14 protein-coding genes are annotated in these 18,299 nt (G+C 53.8%); 8 read left to right on the plus strand and 6 right to left on the minus strand.

The annotated features are described in order from the left end of the window. Window positions 1–3 precede the first annotated feature (3 nt). The gene (locus Q1A04_RS11265) at window positions 4–591 is read right to left on the minus strand and encodes a hypothetical protein (protein ID WP_299705526.1); all 588 of its coding nucleotides are present in this window, start codon (window positions 589–591) and stop codon (window positions 4–6) included. Between the two features lie 60 nt (window positions 592–651). Between Q1A04_RS11265 and Q1A04_RS11270 the strand changes: the two genes are divergently transcribed. The 3 genes from Q1A04_RS11270 (at window position 652) to Q1A04_RS11280 (ending at window position 3,326) form a co-directional block, all read left to right on the plus strand. Further along, window positions 652–1,236: a uracil-DNA glycosylase family protein gene (locus Q1A04_RS11270; RefSeq protein ID WP_299705529.1), complete on the plus strand. Its 585-nt coding sequence runs from the start codon at window positions 652–654 to the stop codon at window positions 1,234–1,236. A gap of 60 nt (window positions 1,237–1,296) precedes the next feature. Beyond that, entirely contained in the window at window positions 1,297–2,445 is a 1,149-nt protein-coding gene (locus tag Q1A04_RS11275; RefSeq protein WP_299705532.1) for a pyridoxal phosphate-dependent aminotransferase, read from the plus strand. Between the two features lie 107 nt (window positions 2,446–2,552). Beyond that, window positions 2,553–3,326 carry an amidohydrolase gene (locus Q1A04_RS11280; protein ID WP_299705535.1) on the plus strand — a complete coding sequence of 258 codons (774 nt, stop codon included), beginning with the start codon at window positions 2,553–2,555 and terminating at the stop codon, window positions 3,324–3,326. On the opposite strand, the gene Q1A04_RS11285 is transcribed toward Q1A04_RS11280, so the two are convergent. Beyond that, window positions 3,318–3,695, minus strand: a complete 378-nt coding sequence (locus Q1A04_RS11285) for a hypothetical protein (RefSeq protein ID WP_299705538.1) — start codon at window positions 3,693–3,695, stop codon at window positions 3,318–3,320. The two genes, Q1A04_RS11280 and Q1A04_RS11285, sit on opposite strands and share 9 nt — an antisense overlap. After that, window positions 3,695–5,983, minus strand: coding sequence for a T9SS type A sorting domain-containing protein (locus Q1A04_RS11290; RefSeq protein WP_299705540.1), 2,289 nt, complete (start codon window positions 5,981–5,983; stop codon window positions 3,695–3,697). The genes Q1A04_RS11285 and Q1A04_RS11290 overlap by 1 nt, the downstream gene beginning before the upstream one ends. A 67-nt stretch (window positions 5,984–6,050) precedes the next feature. On the opposite strand from Q1A04_RS11290, the gene murF reads away from it, so the two are divergent. After that, window positions 6,051–7,337 (plus strand): UDP-N-acetylmuramoyl-tripeptide--D-alanyl-D-alanine ligase, encoded by a 1,287-nt coding sequence (gene murF / locus Q1A04_RS11295; RefSeq protein WP_299705543.1) that lies wholly within the window; start codon window positions 6,051–6,053, stop codon window positions 7,335–7,337. A gap of 471 nt (window positions 7,338–7,808) precedes the next feature. Beyond that, window positions 7,809–8,168 (plus strand): hypothetical protein, encoded by a 360-nt coding sequence (locus Q1A04_RS11300; protein ID WP_299705546.1) that lies wholly within the window; start codon window positions 7,809–7,811, stop codon window positions 8,166–8,168. A gap of 14 nt (window positions 8,169–8,182) precedes the next feature. Here Q1A04_RS11300 and rfbC read toward each other — a convergent pair whose 3' ends face one another. After that, window positions 8,183–8,725, minus strand: a complete 543-nt coding sequence (rfbC, locus tag Q1A04_RS11305; RefSeq protein WP_299705549.1) for a dTDP-4-dehydrorhamnose 3,5-epimerase — start codon at window positions 8,723–8,725, stop codon at window positions 8,183–8,185. A 213-nt stretch (window positions 8,726–8,938) separates the two neighbouring features. Here rfbC and hflX point away from each other — a divergent pair, with 213 nt between their 5' ends. The 3 genes from hflX (at window position 8,939) to ppk1 (ending at window position 13,116) form a co-directional block, all read left to right on the plus strand. Next, window positions 8,939–10,147: a GTPase HflX gene (gene hflX / locus Q1A04_RS11310; RefSeq protein ID WP_299705552.1), complete on the plus strand. Its 1,209-nt coding sequence runs from the start codon at window positions 8,939–8,941 to the stop codon at window positions 10,145–10,147. Between the two features lie 276 nt (window positions 10,148–10,423). After that, window positions 10,424–10,918 carry a histidine phosphatase family protein gene (locus Q1A04_RS11315; RefSeq protein WP_299705554.1) on the plus strand — a complete coding sequence of 165 codons (495 nt, stop codon included), beginning with the start codon at window positions 10,424–10,426 and terminating at the stop codon, window positions 10,916–10,918. A 95-nt stretch (window positions 10,919–11,013) separates the two neighbouring features. Further along, window positions 11,014–13,116 carry a polyphosphate kinase 1 gene (gene ppk1, locus Q1A04_RS11320; protein ID WP_299705557.1) on the plus strand — a complete coding sequence of 701 codons (2,103 nt, stop codon included), beginning with the start codon at window positions 11,014–11,016 and terminating at the stop codon, window positions 13,114–13,116. A gap of 81 nt (window positions 13,117–13,197) precedes the next feature. Here ppk1 and Q1A04_RS11325 read toward each other — a convergent pair whose 3' ends face one another. Together Q1A04_RS11325 and Q1A04_RS11330 are read right to left on the minus strand one after the other, a co-directional pair. Further along, window positions 13,198–14,247, minus strand: coding sequence for a DUF6268 family outer membrane beta-barrel protein (locus Q1A04_RS11325; protein ID WP_299705560.1), 1,050 nt, complete (start codon window positions 14,245–14,247; stop codon window positions 13,198–13,200). A gap of 82 nt (window positions 14,248–14,329) precedes the next feature. Next, window positions 14,330–18,139, minus strand: coding sequence for a metallophosphoesterase (locus tag Q1A04_RS11330; RefSeq protein WP_299705563.1), 3,810 nt, complete (start codon window positions 18,137–18,139; stop codon window positions 14,330–14,332). Between the last annotated feature and the right edge of the window lie 160 nt (window positions 18,140–18,299).

An 18,299-nucleotide genomic window follows, 5' to 3' on the forward strand; every position in this document is an offset into this window, starting at 1 on the left:
CATTTAAAATCGTTTGCGGAATCCGGCCCCGAACGACACCAACTCCGGTATGCCGGGAACCAGATTGAGTGACAGGTCGTATTGCCCGGTAAGCTGGTAGTTGTATTCGAACTCACCTCCATACCAGTAAAATTTGTATTGCCAGTCGCCGCTGCGGTTGAAGTAGCCATCGTCTTCGTAGCCTTGCAGCCGGTTCCAGTCGCGGCGATACACCAGCGTAGGCCCGAAGCCACCGTTAAGCGAGTGCCGTCCGGCTTTAAAGATCTGCCCCCGCCAGCCCAAGTGCGTGAAGCCCGCCAGCGAAGAGGCACAATCCGAGTACAGTCCCTGCTCTACTCTAATGCTGATGACATCGCGCACCACAAAGCGGTCATATCCGACTATACCTCCAAAATTCATCACGAAAATACCTCTCTCATCGAGCCTGTTTTTGAACAGCTCCGGGTAAGGCGTAGCGCGCAAATGCGCTGACAGGCCGAAGAACTTCACAGTAAAAGCATTCTTGTAAAGCGGGTTATCCTGTGCTCTTCCTGAGAAAGAGAGGCACAGACAGCAGATGAGTAAAAGTATAATTCGTAAACAGTGCGTCATATACTTACCTATATACAGCTGAAAGCGCATTTGGTTAAACTCTTGTATCTTTGTGACTTCATGATTGATTCCCTTGACACCTTACTGGAGCAAGTGCGCGCCTGCCAGATATGCGCCGACCAGCTGCCGCTTGGCCCCCGGCCCGTGCTGCGGGCGACCCCATCGGCGCGGCTACTCATCGTGGGGCAGGCACCCGGCACCAAGGTGCACGCCAGCGGCATACCATGGGATGACCAGAGCGGAAAACGCCTGCGCCAGTGGATGGGGATAGCACCGGAGGTTTTCTATGACGAGCGCCAAGTGGCTATTATCCCGATGGGTTTTTGCTACCCCGGCAAAGGCAAAAGCGGTGATTTGCCGCCCCGCCCTGAATGTGCCCAGCACTGGCACCAGCAGTTGCTCCCGCTACTTCCCAACATTCAACTTACCTTGTTGGTGGGCAAATATGCGCAGGACTACTTTCTGGGGCCTACTGCCAAACCCACATTAACCGAAACCGTAACGCATTGGACGGACTACCTGCCCAAGTACATGCCCTTGCCACACCCCTCGCCGCGCAACCAGTTTTGGCTGCGTCGCAACCCTTGGTTTGAGCAGGAGGCCATCCCTGAATTGCAGCAGTTGGTGGCGCAGGCGCTTCACTAAATTATACTTGCCGTCTTCCTCATAAATGCTATCTTCGTTTCTTAGCCCAACCCTTACGCTATGATCAACTACCCAAGCAGCAAACTCCCTGATGTCGGCACAAGCATATTTGCCGTGATGTCGGGTCTGGCCAATGAGCACCAAGCCATCAACCTCTCGCAGGGCTTCCCGGACTTTAACTGCCCGGAAGAGCTGATTGCCCTCGTGACCAAGTATATGCAGGAAGGCTTTAACCAGTATGCCCCTATGCCCGGCATGCCGGTGCTGCGCCACAAGATCAGCGAGAAAACGGAGAAGGTATACGGTTACCGTCCCGACCCCGATCAGGAAGTGACGGTGACCTCCGGTGCTACCGAGGCCCTGTTTGCCGCGATTATGGCGGTGGTGAAGTCAGGCGACGAAGTGGTGGTGCTGGAACCGTGCTACGACAGCTATGCGCCTGCCATTCGGTTGGCCGGGGGCATCCCGATTTATGTGCCGCTTGCCCTGCCGGACTTCCACATCGACTGGGATTTGCTCAAGAAGAACATCTCGCGCCGCACCCGCATGATTATCATCAACACGCCGCACAACCCGACCGGTGCTGTGATTCCGCGCGAGGATCTGGAGAAGCTGGCCAGCCTCACAGACGGCACCGACATCCTCATCATGAGCGACGAGGTATACGAGCACATGGTGTTTGACGGGCAGGAGCATGTGAGCGCTTTGCAAATCGAGTCGCTGCGGCAGCGGGCCTTTGTGATCTCCTCTTTCGGAAAAACCTACCATACCACCGGTTGGAAGATCGGTTACGTGGTGGCGCCTCCGGCCCTGACTGCCGAGCTCCGCAAAATGCACCAGTTCATCACTTTCTGCTCCGTTACGCCGCTGCAACTGGCTATCGCCGACTACATGGACAACGAGGAGCACTACCGCTCCCTCCCCAACTTCTACCAAGCCAAGCGCGACTTGTTCTGCGAGTTGGTAAAGCCGTCGCGCTTCGAGCTCATCCCCTCAGCCGGCACCTATTTCCAGCTATTGAAATACGACGCCATCTCGCAAGAGCACGACCTCGATTTCGCCAAGCGACTGACCAAAGAAATCGGCGTAGCTTCTGTGCCGGTATCGGCTTTCTACCATAACAAAACCGACCACCGCTATCTGAGATTTTGCTTCGCCAAGAGCGAGGAGACGTTGAGGCAGGCGGCGGAGCGGTTGGTTAAGTTGTAGCGTCGTTGTTCGTTAAGCGTTGTTCGTTTTAATCATTCATCATTATTCACTGATCATTACTCCTTCATCAGCACATCACCACATTAAAAAATTAGCACATTAAGAAAATGGATCTCCGCGTTACCATCATCCAAACCACCCTGCACTGGCAAGACGCTGAGGCGAACCGCCAGATGTTCTCTGAGAAACTGGCGGCGACCCAACCTGCGACAGACCTGATCGTGCTGCCGGAAATGTTCACGACTGGTTTCAGCATGGACGCTGCCGGACTGGCGGAAGAGGCAGACGGCCCTACGCTGCAATGGATGAAGAAGGAAGCGGCAAGGCACCAAGCTGTGCTAACCGGCAGCGTGATCGTGAAAGAGGGGGAGAGTTATTACAACAGGCTCTATTGGGTACTCCCTGACGCCACGTACGAGCACTACAACAAGCGCCACTTGTTCCGGATGGCAAAGGAGCACCATACCTATACCGCTGGCAAAGAAAAGCTGTTAGTGGATTTGAAGGGTTGGAACATCTGTCCTTTGGTGTGCTACGATTTACGTTTTCCGGTTTGGAGCCGCAATACCCATAGCCAGTACGATCTCTTGCTCTACGTGGCAAACTGGCCGAAGCCCCGCGCCAATGCTTGGAGCACCTTACTACAAGCCCGTGCCATTGAAAACCTGAGCTATGTAGTGGGCGTGAACCGGGTGGGCACTGACGGAAACGGGCACCCTTATTCCGGCGATTCAGCCATTATCCATCCCAAAGGATATCACTTACTGCAGACGCATGAGGTCGAAGGTGTACATACCATCACGCTCAGCAAACAGGGGCTTACTGATTTCAGAGAGGCTTTCCCGGCGCACCTCGACGCCGACGACTTCACCCTAAACTAATTTAGAAAGGAACTGCCGCAGCGCTTCTTCGTCGGATAGCAAGGTATAGGCTATACCGGTGCGGGCCTGCAGCATGCGGAGCAAACGCGGCTGTTCGCCCAACAACAAGATGTGGCGCTGTGCCTGCGGCTGTAGCAACTCTTCAAGCACAGGCATCAGGCGGTTCAGTTCTCCCTCCCCTGCCTTTACACACACTACCGTATCCGGGTTTTCCTGCAGCAAGCGTACAGCATATTGCTGCAGCACGGCGTCCGACTGCGTGTCCACATCAAAAACAGATATAGCCGGGAAGCGCTGTCGCACCTGTGTCAGGATGGGTTGCTCGAAAATGCTCGCCTCTGACAAGTCGATCAACAAAAAAGCCTGCATTACTGAATGACCAATTTGCGGGTTTCGTGCTGCCCGTCGCGGGAAGTGGCGCGGAGCAGGTATACGCCGGCTTTGAGGTGGCGCAGCGATAAGGTATGACGGCGGTTAAAGCTGCCTGTCTCTTGGTATACCTTCCGGCCGATCATGTCGTGTATCACCAAAATAACCGGCTCATCGGCCCGTACCTGCACCGGTTCCTGCGAACCGGCCGCTGGGTTCGGGTATACCTTGAGCCCCAGTTTATCCTGCCCTGTATTTGGATTGGCAGCGTTGCCGCCTGTTTGCTCCAACAGGTATAACCCGCCGCCTTGCGTACCCACGGCAAGGTATAGCTGATTCGGGCCTCCCATTTCCGCCACGGCCAGACTCAGTCCGCGACCTAGGCGTGTGGCCTGCACTTGTTTGGTCAGCTCATTCTCCAGCAACTCAGTGGTGGCTGTAAAGTCGCCGTTCAGGTTGTCCTGAAAATCAGGGTATACACGCAGTGTGCCGCTATCATCTACAGTGAGCAAATCAGCTTTGCCGTTGCCATCGAGGTCAGCCACGGCAGGCGACAAATTGCGGCGCAAGAAGTTGAAGTTGATTCCTCCCAAAGCCTGTTTCTCCAGTTCGAAGGTATTGTTACCTGTGTTTCGGAAATACTCCAGTGCCCCGCTTGACTTGCCGACCAGTATATCCAGCAGACCATCGCCGCTTACATCAAACAAAACAGGCGTATCGCCATCGGCCAAGGTATGGAGCACTTGCAGGTCTAATTGCAGGTTGGCACCTCTAAAGTCGTAGGGCTGGCCGGCAGCCGCGGTGTTGAGCACATAACTGATTCGGTTCGTGCCACCCTGTGCTAAGCGGTAGGTGAGCACGAGGTCAGGTATACCATCGCGGTTAATGTCGGCGAAGGCAGGTTTAAGGGCCTGCATACCTTGAAAGGAGAGCGTCAGGTAGTCATCGGTGACAAGATAGAAAGCAGGCTCAGTGGCGGTGCCCACATTGCGGTAGTAGCTGAGGCTGGCCACAAAGCGGCCATTGTGGTGCGAACGGTTGTTACCGACCAGCATATCCAGCAAACCATCCCCGCTGATATCGGCAAAAACGGGAAAAGCGCCCTCACCCAAGTCGATCATCTGCGCTTGCAGGAAATCATCCTGTACAAAATCAAAGGCGGGATTGTCAGCCGTGCCGGTGTTGCGGTATAGCCAAACCGAGCGCTGCAGCTCCAGATCGCCTTCGTTTTCGTTGCTGTTCGGGGCCACGAGCAGATCAGGTATGCCATCGAAAGTCACATCCTCATAATAAGCAGCCGGGAAAAGTTTGAAGCTAGTAGCCTTGGTGCCAGTCGGGAAAAGCGGATCGAAACTCTCCATGCGGGCCAAGGTTTTGGTGCCTTTGTTTTCCATCTGCACGAGGTTTTCGCAGGCCACCCCGCCCATCACGAGGTCTTTCACGCCGTTACCATTCAGGTCGATGGCCAGTAGCGAAGAGCCGTCGTGACCCGTGTGCAGCGGCGCGGCCAGACGGCACTGTATCCCGAAGCCGTAGTTGTTGCAGCCATCGCACTCAGTGATCTGCCCCCACCAGTCAGAGCCGAGCGAGAAGCGCAGCGTACCGCAAGCGAGTCCTTCCTCTATCTGCATGTTCTGGTAGTACTCCAAGGTATAGCCGCCCGAAAATTCTGTGAGCAGTACGTCTAAGTCACCGTCTCCATCCATGTCCACAATGGCGGGTATGTCGGCGCTGTTCACCTGCATGTTGATGTTGCTGTTCCCATTGCGACTGCGGTAAAAAAGGGCGTCCTCGGCCAGCGTGAATTTCGGAAACTTGTCATTGCTCGCCTCCTGCCGGTATACCCGTATACCCAGCGAGGTGCTGGTGAAAATATCTTTCAGCCCGTCGCAGTTGTAGTCGCGCAGGAGCACCCAGTTTTCCAACTCCTCCGGAAACATGGCCTCGTACTCCGGCGCATAGGCATAGCGCCACTGGCCTTGCTCCTGCACCGCCAGATAGGTATAGACTTTGCGCAGCATGCGGTCGAAGATGAAGAGGTCCTCGCGGCCATCTTTGTTCAGGTCGATGGTCGAGAACTGGGGCGTGTTGAGTCCGCCGCTCCACGGGTTGAGCAGGGGGCGGGTGGGCGTCACTACCGACACATCGGTGCGCTGCCGAAATCGCAGCGGCTCTTGTGCCAATGCTGCAGTTATGGCAACAAACAGGAAGAATAAGGAAAGCAGGTAACGCATAGGTAGTTTGGCAATCAGGTTGTTGCTTTTGCCGTTTTGGGTGTATATTGCCAAGGCGGCACAAAGCTATACCTTAGCTCTTTTCAAAGCCGTTGATATTCAAACTAAAATTAAGCATTTCATGCCGAACAGCATTGACTTTCTTTACCAAAAATACCTCAAGTGCCGCCATGTGAGCACCGACTCCCGCGCCCCGCAGGACCAGAGCTTATTTTTTGCCCTGAACGGACCTAATTTCAAAGGAGCCAAGTTTGCGCAGGGCGCTTTGGACAAAGGCGCCAAATACGCCGTAGTGGACGACCCGGCGCTGGCTTCTGACAACGTGTTTGTGGTGGAAGACACGCTGCAGACGCTGCAGGACCTCGCCCGCCACCACCGCCGCCAGCTGAGCATACCCGTGATCGGCATTACGGGCAGCAACGGCAAGACTACGACCAAAGAGCTGATCTATGCGGTGCTGAGCCAGCAGTTCAACACGCTCTATACCCAGGGCAACCTCAACAACCACATCGGGGTGCCGCTTACCTTGCTGCGCCTCAAGCCCGAGCACGAAATGGCCATTATTGAGATGGGCGCGAACCACATTGGCGAGATCGCTTTGCTCAGCAGCATTGCCGAGCCCACGCACGGCATGATCACCAACATCGGCAAAGCGCACTTGGAGGGCTTCGGCAGTCTGGAGGGTGTGGCCCGTGGCAAGAGCGAGCTCTACGTGCATTTGCTTGAGCACGGCGGCACCGTGTTTGTGAACACCGGCAACGAGCACCTGATGCGCATGAGCCGCCGCATCGAGCACAAAGTAACCTACCCTGCCCAAGGCGACTATTACCACAGCGAATTGCTGGAGGCCTCGCCTTATGTGGTGTACAAAGACGAAGAAGGCCACGTGGTGAACACGCAACTAGTGGGCAGCTACAACTATGAGAACATGGCCGCGGCCGCCTGTATTGGCAAGTTCTTCGGCGTGCCGCTGGAGAAAGCTAACGCAGCCATCGCCAACTATAGCCCCGTGAACAACCGCTCGCAGGTGATGCAGAAAGGCAGCAACACGTTGATACTGGACGCCTACAATGCCAACCCGACTTCTATGGCGGCGGCTATCCGCAACTTCGGCGGCATGAACGCGCCCCGCAAGGTCGTAATTGTGGGCGATATGCTGGAGATGGGTACCGAAAGTGAGGCAGAGCACAAAGCGATCGGTGAGATTATTGCAGAACAGAACTTTGAGACTGTGTTACTCTGCGGGCCGGAAATGAAACACGCCTTTGAAGTTGACAGCAACTTCCATTACTTCGCTACAAAAGCCGAGCTGCAAAGCTGGCTAGAGGCTAATCCGGTTTCGGAGAGCTATGTGCTCGTGAAAGGCTCAAGAGGTATGGGGTTGGAGACGCTGGTGGAGGTGTTGTAGTCTTTTACTTTTTTGAATTCGATAAGAACCTCGATAGGCAAACAAATTGCCTATCGAGGTTTTTTTGGATCAATATTTGTATATTAAAGTTTTCCTATATAAACTTATTCTAACCCTATCACCCATTTCCTATGAAGATTAAAGCTGTACTCTTTATCCTAATTCCTCTGTGCTTGCCAGTTAGCGTCTGCTCAATCGCAGGATTCTGCTTATTCTCGTCATTCTTTAGGTATAATCACCAGTCCAGTACTTAATAATATTTTCTCCTCTAACAGGGAGTTACCGGTGGGTATAATTTACAAGTATCAACTAACACCTAACTCAGCTATTAGAACAACTATTTTAGGCTCGTTTAATAATTATAAATTCACTTCTAAGTTCGGATCGCCTGATAATTATAATAAAAATTACACCCTCTATTCCCAATTTTCTATTGGATATGAAAGGCACATTCCATTAAAGAGTAGTTGGATGGTCTACTATGGAGCTGAAACAGGTCCTTTAATGCTCCGAGAAGTTAAAAAAGAATTGAGTTTTATACCTTCAGATGTAGGTGACACACAATATACCTTAGACGTAGTTGACGAAACACGCGGTATTTTTCTACGCCCTTTTCTAGGCATCACTTATAAAATTAGTAATCGATTTTTCATAAATACTGAAACGGCCATCGTAGCACAACTCCAGCGCCGTGAATTTAATTCTGTAATAGCGACACGACATATGTCTTCTGGAGAAACACTATCTGGTTATAGTGAAAATGGCATTTGGCACGAGAACTCCCTCAAGTATCAACCGATCTCCAACGTATCACTGCTGTTGAGATTCTAATTATTATACCTCCCTCAAAACGGAGAATTAAAATCCTTTAACAGCGGCAGCACCTCATCTTTAGGTGATACCAGCGGCCCGGCTATACCCCAGTCTATACCCAGTGCCGGGTCGTTCCAGAGGATGCCGCCTTCGGATGGCTGGTGATAATAGTTGGTGCATTTGTAGAGGAAGCTGGTGTTGTCTTCCAAAGCCACAAAGCCGTGGGCGAAGCCTTCCGGAATGTAAAACATATTGTTTAATTCGGCATCCAGCACACAGCTCACGTGCTGCCCGTAAGTAGGCGAGTCTTTGCGAAGGTCTACTGCTACATCCAGCACCTTGCCCGAAGCGACACGCACCAGTTTGCCCTGTGCATAAGGAGGCTTCTGGAAATGCAAGCCGCGCAGCACGCCCTTCTTCGACACCGACTGGTTGTCCTGCACAAACACCGGATTAATACCGAAGGGCTCGAACATCTTGGCGCTGTACGTTTCCATAAACCAGCCCCGCTCGTCGCGGAACATGCGCGGTATAAATTCGATCAGGCCTTCGATGTGATAGGTTTTATGCTCCATGGATGGTATTGGGGGTATGCTATAGCTTGTGAATACGGGCGGCAAGTTAGGTCTTTTCGCCCTTCTTCTGAAATTTTTCACCTAACTTGCACTTGCTCCGCATGCTTCTATTGCGTTATACCTAACGCCTTTCAACCGGGGCCGGGGCCAATTACGTACAAAGACGCAAGCCGAAAATCAGGCTGATAAAACCGCTACGCTTAACATCTGAAAATGGGTAAACAAAAATATTACGAAACCGCCAAGCCGCAGGAAACTGCCATACTGGTGGCCGTGCCCGGTTACAAACAAACCGACGAACAAACCAACGAATACCTCGACGAACTGGCCTTTCTGACCGAGACGGCCGGTGCCGTGAGTATGAAACGCTTCGTGCAGAAACTCGACAAGCCCGACACCCGCACCTTTGTGGGCAGCGGCAAACTCGAAGAAATACAGGCTTATGTGAAAGAGCACAACATCGACATGGTGATCTTCGACGACGACCTGAGCCCCTCGCAGGTGCGCAACATCGAGCGCGAACTGCAGGTGAAAATCGTAGATAGGAGCTTACTGATCCTCGACATCTTCGCGCTAAGGGCGAAAACGGCCCAGGCGCACACGCAGGTAGAGTTGGCCCAGTACCAGTACCTGCTTCCCCGCCTAACCAACCTCTGGACTCACCTTTCCAAACAAAAAGGTGGTATCGGTATGAAGGGTCCGGGTGAAACCGAGATCGAGACTGACCGTCGTATCGTGCGCGACAAAATCTCCTTGCTGCGCGACCGGCTGGAGAAGTTCGAGAAACAGAACTTCGAGCAGCGCAAGTCCCGTGCAGGCATGGTGCGTGTGGCACTGGTAGGGTATACCAACGTGGGCAAATCCACACTCATGAACCTGCTCTCCAAGTCCGACGTGTTTGCAGAGAACAAGCTCTTCGCGACCGTAGACGCAACAGTGCGCAAAGTCGTGCTCGATAATATTCCGTTCCTATTGTCCGACACAGTAGGGTTCATCCGCAAGCTGCCGACCAAACTGATCGAAGCCTTTAAGTCCACGCTCGACGAGATCCGTGAAGCCGACCTATTGGTGCACGTGGTAGATGTATCGCATCCCTCGTTCGAAGACCACATTGCGGTTGTAAACGACACCCTGCTCGACATCAACTCAGCTGACAAACCGGTGTTGCTGGTGTTCAACAAGATTGACCAGTACCTAGAGCAGCGCGAGCAGGAAATGCAGGAAGAAAGCGGAAATGATGAGGAGGGGGAACATAAGGTGCGCCCTTCCATCGAAGACCTGAAAGCCACCTACATGGCGAAAATCCACGCCCCGGCACTCTTCATTTCGGCCACCAACCGTATCAATATCGACGAGTTGCGTGCCGAGCTGCAGCGCCGTGTCGCCGAAATTCATTTCGAGCGCTATCCGAATAACGTATAAACGGCTTTTTGCTGTATCAGAAAGGGAGTGGTCCAATGAGGGCTGCTCCCTTTTTGTTTTGGGCTCCGATTGGGACAGTCCTCCGCTAGTCTCGCTATACCTGCAGTCGTCACCGCTGTACCCACACCACGCAGCAGATCGCTACCTAAACAACCGACGGACACAGTTCCGCGATCCCTTTCAAAACAATTTTGCGCTCCTTTCAGTAAACACCAACCATAGCGACCGCACTATGTAACAAGCGGCCAGCTATGCTTTTCTGAAAGAGAACACCTTATGAAAACCTTGTATATCATGCGTCATGCGAAGTCCAGCTGGAAGTTTGAAGAGCTGAGCGACCATGACCGACCACTGAACAAACGCGGCCGCACTGACGCCCCCCTGATGGGACAGGAACTGGCTGCTAACAATGCCAAACTGCAGCTCATTCTGTCGAGTCCTGCGGTGCGGGCTATTACCACCGCTACGCTCGTGGCGCGTGAGCTGGAATACGATGCTGACGATATTGTAGTGGAGGACAACATGTATGGCGCCAGCGCCGATGAGTTGCTTGAGATAGCCCGCGAAGCACCCGCCGACGTGGACAGCATGCTGATGGTGGGCCACAACGAACCCATCTCGGAGTTTGCCAACATGCTCTCGCCCAAGCACATTTCCAGTATGCCAACCGCCGGCGTGGTGGCCCTGCGCTTCGACTGCGCCAGCTGGCGCGACATCAAGCGCGACAATGCCGTGCTCCTGTTCTACGACACACCAAAAAACCACAAATAACACAGCACAGCGGTGCAGCAAGGTATACCAACATCCGGCTGCACCGCATTACACCTTTATCCCCCCGCGTTCCGCACCGGACGCCACACCAGACCATGGAAACTAATACTGAGAATAAAAAACCAACAGCCACGCCCTTGATCAACCGCGAGCTCAGCTGGTTGGCATTCAACTACCGGGTGCTGCAGGAAGCCAGAGACCGTACCGTACCCTTGCTGGAACGCATCAAGTTTATGGCCATCTTCTCGGCCAACCTCGACGAGTACTTCAAGGTGCGTGTGGCCACGCTCAAGCGCCTGATCAAGCTCAAAAAGAAGACCCGCGATAAACTCTCTGAAGACCCCGCCGACACCTTCGAACAGGTGATGCAGGAGGTAAGACGACAACAGGAAGAATTTGGAGAGGTTTTCAGAGAGGGTATACTGGCCGATCTGCGCCAGCACCACATCAACCTCCTCACCGAAAACGACCTGAACAAGGAGCAACAGAAGTGGGTGCAAGAGTACTTCGCCGAGCACTTACAGCCACACATCCTGCCGCTCTTGCTCGACGATACCGAAACACACTTTTTCCTGAAGGACCAGACGGTATACCTTGGCGTGCACCTGTTTGAACCCAAAAAGAAAGACCTCAAGCCGGAGCGTTTCTCGATGCTCGAGATACCTACCAAAAAGCACGGCGGACGCTTTGTAAAGCTGCCTACCGTGGGGGATGAGCGCTATGTGATGTTTGTGGATGATGTGATCCGTTTCTGCCTGCCGATGCTCTACCCCAACTATACCCGTTTTGAGGCGCATGCCGTGAAAGTATCGCGCGATGCCGAGCTGGATATTGAGGAAGAGGTGTCTGGCAGTCTGATGGCCAAGATCCAGAAGAGTCTGAAGAACCGTGAAACGGGTTATCCGGCCCGCCTCCTCTTCGACCCTGTAACACCCAAACCCACCCTCGATGCGATCATGGCGCATACCGGCATTTCGGAAGATGAGTTGGTGGAGGGCAGCAAGTACCACAACTTCCGCGACTTCTTCCAGTTCCCCGACTTCAACCTGCCGGACCTGAAGTACACGCCGCAGCCCACACTCGTGCATCCGCTTCTGGAGAAGGAAGAGAGCCTGATTGCCGCCATGAAAAAGCAGGACTACATGGTGCACTACCCCTACCAGTCCTTCGATTACGTGCTGCGCCTCTTCGACGAAGCCGCCAAAGACCCTAAGGTGACCGCCATGAGCGCCACCCTGTACCGCGTAGCCGACAACTCGGCCATTGCCAAGTCGCTGGTGAAGGCTGCCAAAAACGGTAAATTAGTAACCGTAGTCGTGGAGCTGAAAGCGCGTTTCGACGAGGAGTCGAACATCTTTTGGGCGGGCAAACTGCAGAAGGCCGGCGCCAACGTGATACTGGGTCTGCCTGACCTTAAGGTGCACACCAAACTAGGCCTGATTACCCGCAACGAAGACGGCAAGCTGGTAAACTACGCTTACCTGAGCACGGGCAATTACAACGAGGACACCTCCAAAATATACGCCGACCACGCCCTCTTTACCTCGCACAAGGAGATTACGCAGGACGTGGAGCAGGTCTTCAACTTCTTCATCGACCGCCAGCACGACAAGAAGTTCAAGCGGCTGCTGATGGCCCCCATTAACATGCGCGACCGATTCGTGGAGCTGATCAACCGCGAGATAAAGCATGCCAAGCAAGGCAAGCCAGCCTCCATGATTCTCAAGATGAATGCCCTACAGGATGAGCGCATCATCAAAAAACTGTACGTCGCCAGTCAGGCTGGTGTGAAGATTGAATTGTTGGTGCGCGGCATTTGCTGTCTGGTACCGGGGGTGGAGGGGCTGAGCGAGAACATCCGGGTACGCAGCATCGTGGACCGCTACTTGGAGCATGCCCGTGTGTACATCTTCCACAACAAGGGCAAAGAAGAGTACTACGTGGCCTCCGCCGACTGGATGACCCGTAACCTGAGCCGCCGCGTGGAAGTGGCTTTCCCACTCCTTCAGAAGGATCTCATTAAGGAAGTGCGCACCATCATCGACCTGCAGCTTGCCGACGATACCAAAGCCCGCGACACCGACAACAACTATGTAGAGCAAGTAGCCCCAACCCATACCCGCTCACAATACGCCACGTACGAGTACCTGCGCGGCTTGATTCCGGGAGGTATGGAACCGGCAAAGCAACCGAAATAGGCTAACCCTTGCATTACATCAAAAAGGCCCGACTCGCTATACCTGCGAGTCGGGCCTTTTTTAATTAGCTATACTTGATCTCTATCTGTTCCGGCTGCGCTCCAGCAGCTTGCGGGGTGGCACGGCATAAAGTTCTATACCTATATAGCCAGCTCCGGCCAAGTTGTTTGTGATGAGCTCGTCGCGTGAGCCTACCACATCGAAGGCGCGGTGGCGGTAGTACTGCCGGAATCCGCCTTCCACGGCAAACCACAGAAAGTCGTAGATCTCCTGCTCAAGCCGCAACAGACCTTTGATGTCGGTGCGGCGCAGTTCGATGTCGTTGAACTGCGAGAGCGGCGGCTCATCGGCAAAGAGGTTGTAGCTGGCGCCTTCTATCCTATACCCGGTGTAGAGCAGCGTTTTCTCAGACACATTGTAGCGCACCCGCAGGTTGGCCGGGAAGATAGACTCCACTCCCCAGCGGTCGTTGAAGGTGCGGTTGTACATAATGCCCGGATAGATGCGCCGCCGCCCGAAGGTATAACCCAACTGCAAGCCTACCCCCCATGCAAAATCAGGGGTTCTTTTCCAGCCATAGGCAAGGTCCATAGTGGTTTTCAGGTAATCGGATATGTTGATGTTTTTGCGGTTGTAATCGCCGTTCAATTCGCCTTTTACCCGCACCAGCATAAACCGCACATCGTCAAAAGAGTGCAGGAAAGCCAACTGCAGGCCCAGACTCGTCAGGTTTTTGTCCGCTAGGTTGCGGTACAGGCTGTAGGATGCCGGTGTGACGTCCTCGAAGTTAAACTCCTCCAGCTTGTGGTCTATACCCAGAATGAGTTTGTTGTTGGGCTTGTTCATTACCGGGGCCAGCGCCCGCACAAAAAACTTATTATGCCGCCGCACACGCGCCCGGCCGTTGCCCACCTCCGGATTGTCGGACTCCGACTCCATGTCGAACTGGGGCAGGCGCTCGTAGCCAATCACAATGCCCCGGCTCCTACCCATGCCCCGCACGCCCGGACTAGCGTAGTCTATCGTTTGCTTTTGTACATCACTTAGGTCTCTTCCGGTTTCCTGAGCCAATGCTTGCTCTCCGATCAGGAGTAGAGGAATTAAAAGTAATTTTGGTATGGTCAATTTCATAGTTTGCAGCAAATTTTAGAGGCGGTAAAAGCAAAAAGTGCCACTCCTCGCGGCACTTTTTGCTATACGTTTTTAGATGCTTTTAGAATAAAAAGCCGAAACTTAAGTTCCAGAGCCGTTCCACATCGCCTTTGGCATAGGTTAGGACGATCACGTTTTTCTGCATGATATCGGCCCACACACCGCCACCCACGCCGGTATGCATGTTACGCAGGAAGCCACTGCGATCATCGCCATCGTAGTACACACGGCCCACGTCATATAGGCCCAGCACGCCCAACTTGCCCGGTGTCAGGTATAGGTTGAAGTCGAAGAGCGCCAGACGGGCCTCGGCGTTGGCGAAGATGTAGCTACGGCCGGCAAAACGGGTACGGCGGTAGCCGCGCATGTTGTCCATGCCACCTAGCGTATTGGCCTGATAGAAGCGGAAATCGCCAAAGTTATGCGCCGCTCCCAGTCGACCCGCCCACGTGAGCTGAAACGGGAAGTTAGGGCTGAGGTAGAAAGCGAATTCAGAACTCACATGGGTATAGCTAAGTCCTTCGCCATCGGTTTGTTTGTTGTAGCTGATGCGGTTGTGCGAGCGCATACCAATGCGTGGGTTTTTCTGATTACCCTCTCCCAGCACATCCAAGTCAGCAAAGGCCCTCACGCCTACATAGTGCTGTGACTCGAATCGGTTTTCCTCAAAATCGTAGGTACCCGGCTCCATGCGTCCGTTCAGCGCCTCGTTTACCAAAAAGGTCTCGCTGTCGGAGTTCACCACCCGGAAGCGGTCGTAGGTAGGCCCTATGCCTATCTTGAAGAAAGGCGCCAAATTGTTGTTGAGCGTTGCGCCCACGTTGACCCGCTTGAAACGCACACGGTAGAAGGAGTCATCGAGTCCGTCCTGTTGGCGGGTATCGTTGCCGTATCCGTAGAAATTACGCTGGTACTGCGGGCCCTGTATGGCGGCATTCACGCCGATGTTCCAGTTGCCGAACACCTGCCGGATATCGCCGGCATAGCGCACATTAAAGGAGTTGGTGAAGAAGGCGTAATTCCCCTCCAGTATGTGCTCTGCCGCATAGGGTGAGTTGCGGAACTTGTGTGTGCGGGCAATCACACCGCCTCCCACAAACAGGCCATCATCCACGTTGTATTCAAACGAAAGCCTTGGGCCCAGATAGGGCAGTTTACGGTTGTCACGGTCGTAAAAGTTCACGTCCGGACTGATGCTGGTGCGGTCTTTTGTTTCAGGCCCGAAGTTGAACACGTTGCCTTCTTCTGTGTCATACACGACGGTATGCTTCTTGATGCCGGCTACACGCGAATTATCCGTGATGACGTCTTCATCGTTGCCACCGATAATGCGCACCACGATACCTTCGTCAACTTCCCCGTTCACTTCGAACATATCTTTGCCACGCTGGCCGTAGAGGCGCAACTCTTTGGTCTCGGAGGTATAGAAGGTGCGTTTGTAAAGTGTGTCACGTAATTCGCCCTCTTTGTTGATCTTGTATACCGTCAGGTGTGTTTCTTCATCATTGATCCGATTCACGACAAAATGCTCATGTTTATCGCTGCCGGCCACATCCACCATTGTAGAGATGTGCTCATAATAGGCTTCGGCTGCCTGTGGCAGCTTGTCGCGGCGTGAGCGGAGCTTGGCTTTGATCTCTTCGCCAGAAATGGCTTGCACTTCTTTTGGCCACTGGTTAATGGCCTCCTCGATGACCTGATCGGTAACACCGGCTTTTATCTCTTCGGCAAGTCGAATCCACTCCTGCCGCGTGATGGCTGGCGTGAAAGTGCGGTCGATGGTGAGGGCACTCAGGTTAAGGCCCACAATGTCGCGGAAGTCGTGGTCGAAGTTCTGGACGTTGCGTACCCCCCACTTTCGGGTGGCCAGCCAAGGTATAAGGCCGTCCGCTTTGAAGAACACTTGGTCGCGGTCTTCCGGAATTGGTAAGTATACCTTGCCGCTGTCGGTCTTTTCTTCTTTCCAGCGCCACTGTCCTTCGTGGCGGTCCCAGTCGCCCACCAGCATGTCGAACAGGCGGGCGCGCACAAACTCCTCTTGGTTTACCTTGTTGTCGTTGTCTTGGCGCAGTTCCTTCAGCACCTTGTCGGTACCTACCAGATTCTCGGCAAAGCCCAGACTCTCTACATCTTCGTGGTTCTCGTCGGCGTCTTCTTCCAAGAAGGCCAGTGTGTTGCTGAACTCATCCATGTACTGGCGCAAGTAGGGCGTCTGTGGGATGTACACCAGCTTCGGGTTTGTGTGAAACACTCCAGCACCATCGGCCAGACGCGGTATAGCCAATGCGCCATAAGGGTGCTGGGCTGATATCTGGTCCTGTAACAGGGCCTTGGCGGCGGTTTGGCGTAAGTACTCTGGCAGAGCCATGGTCGGATCCTTGTCGACAGTGCGCAGGGTATACTCGCGGGCGTCCGGGTTGCGCACTTTCAGAGAGGCTGTTTGTTTGCCACCGCCTTTTTGGTAGGGCGTGAGGCCACCCATTTCATTGCGCATATCCAACAGGGGCACCTCTACGGGTGTGGACCACTCGCGGCGGTAGTGCTCCCCCAGCAAGGAGCGACGAAGCCCCTTAGCGGTGTATTCGTCGTTTGCCGCCACCACGATGGTGCTGTCGGCATAGTTGGTATCATCCACCACAGCCTCTCTTTTGCGGCGCGGTTCTTTGGCGTAAAGCGGCGTCCGGAATGTCATGGTGCCTTCGGAGCCATCTCCTTCCGGCGTCCAGTACTCTACCCAAGCCTCACCGTTTTCATAGTACATCAACTTGGCAAAGCCTTTTACTTCGTGGGTGTACATGGCCGCTCCGCCCGGCTTTACGTGCTGCGTCTTACAGCCCGACCCGCTCACGATGTGGGCTAAGTTGTTGTGCTTGTAGTGTTGCAGGGAGTGCTCGTGCCCGGCGGCATACACGATGTTGTCATACTTATCGAAGACGTTGAGCAGACCCTCGACGTAAGCGGTGTAACGCGGATGCGGAATGTCTTGCAGGATACCGCCGTATTTGCGGGCGAAGGGGTAGATAGAGCCGATGACCGGCAGCGGCAGGTAGATCCAGTCGCGGAGCATGGTAAGCGGGAAAACGTGGTCCTTTAATGTGAAGAAGCCACCATGGTTACCTCTTGTGAACAGGGGGTGGTGTGCCACCACGATTATGTTGGAGCCTTGGTGCTTTTCGATAATGTCTTCCAGCTTTACCAGTAAGTCGGCTTCGGTAGAGGCCCAACAGTTGCTACCGGCTCCATAGGGGCGCTCCCAAGGGTGCAACCACCACTCCGAATCAAGGGCGATGAGAACCACATCGTCGCTTATCTTCACCTCGTAAGGTCCGGGGCATGCATCGCCGGGCACGTAAAAATCACCGCCTACCACAATGCCCTCTTCGGTCAGGTATTCGTTCACGTAGTTCTGCTGGCGTACTACATACTCTACCCCGCCACGGCCACTGTGGTTCCAGTCATGGTTGCCGGGTATCATGTATTTCTCGCCCTGATAACCCCGCAATACGTCCAACTGGGCATTCAGTCGCTTCTCCGATATCTCCCGGTCATAGCGGCCCGGCTCGGGCAGACCATTGTGATACACGTTGTCACCCAGAAAGACAGTGGTACTTTGGGCTCCGGCCTCATTCATCTGCTTTTTCATCAGTTTGAGCGATGGCTCTTGTTGTTCCAGATCGGGGGCGCCTACGTCGCCGATCAGGAACACGGTGTACTGCAGTTTATTGTCAGGCTTGGGCTCGGTTTGCTCCCAGTTTAGTACATCGCGGCTATAGTAGGGTTTTTGGGTAGCGCAGGCTTGCAGGAGCACCAATAAAAAGCCTACGGCAAAGATCCGCAGGATAGAGGGTACTAGGTGAATATGGTTTTTCATAAGGTTGTGGGTACTAGTCGTCCGACTCGGAAAGACAACGGTTACAAGGCAGAGTACATATCAGAAGTTATGGGCGCCGCCCTCAGGACGGAACTGCATCAAAATACGGTAGTGGTTTAGTTTGCTGCATAGTGGTTGGATATCGCCAAAGTCGCAGGAG

Source organism: uncultured Pontibacter sp. (assembly GCF_947499215.1).
In the GTDB taxonomy this organism is placed as follows: domain Bacteria; phylum Bacteroidota; class Bacteroidia; order Cytophagales; family Hymenobacteraceae; genus Pontibacter.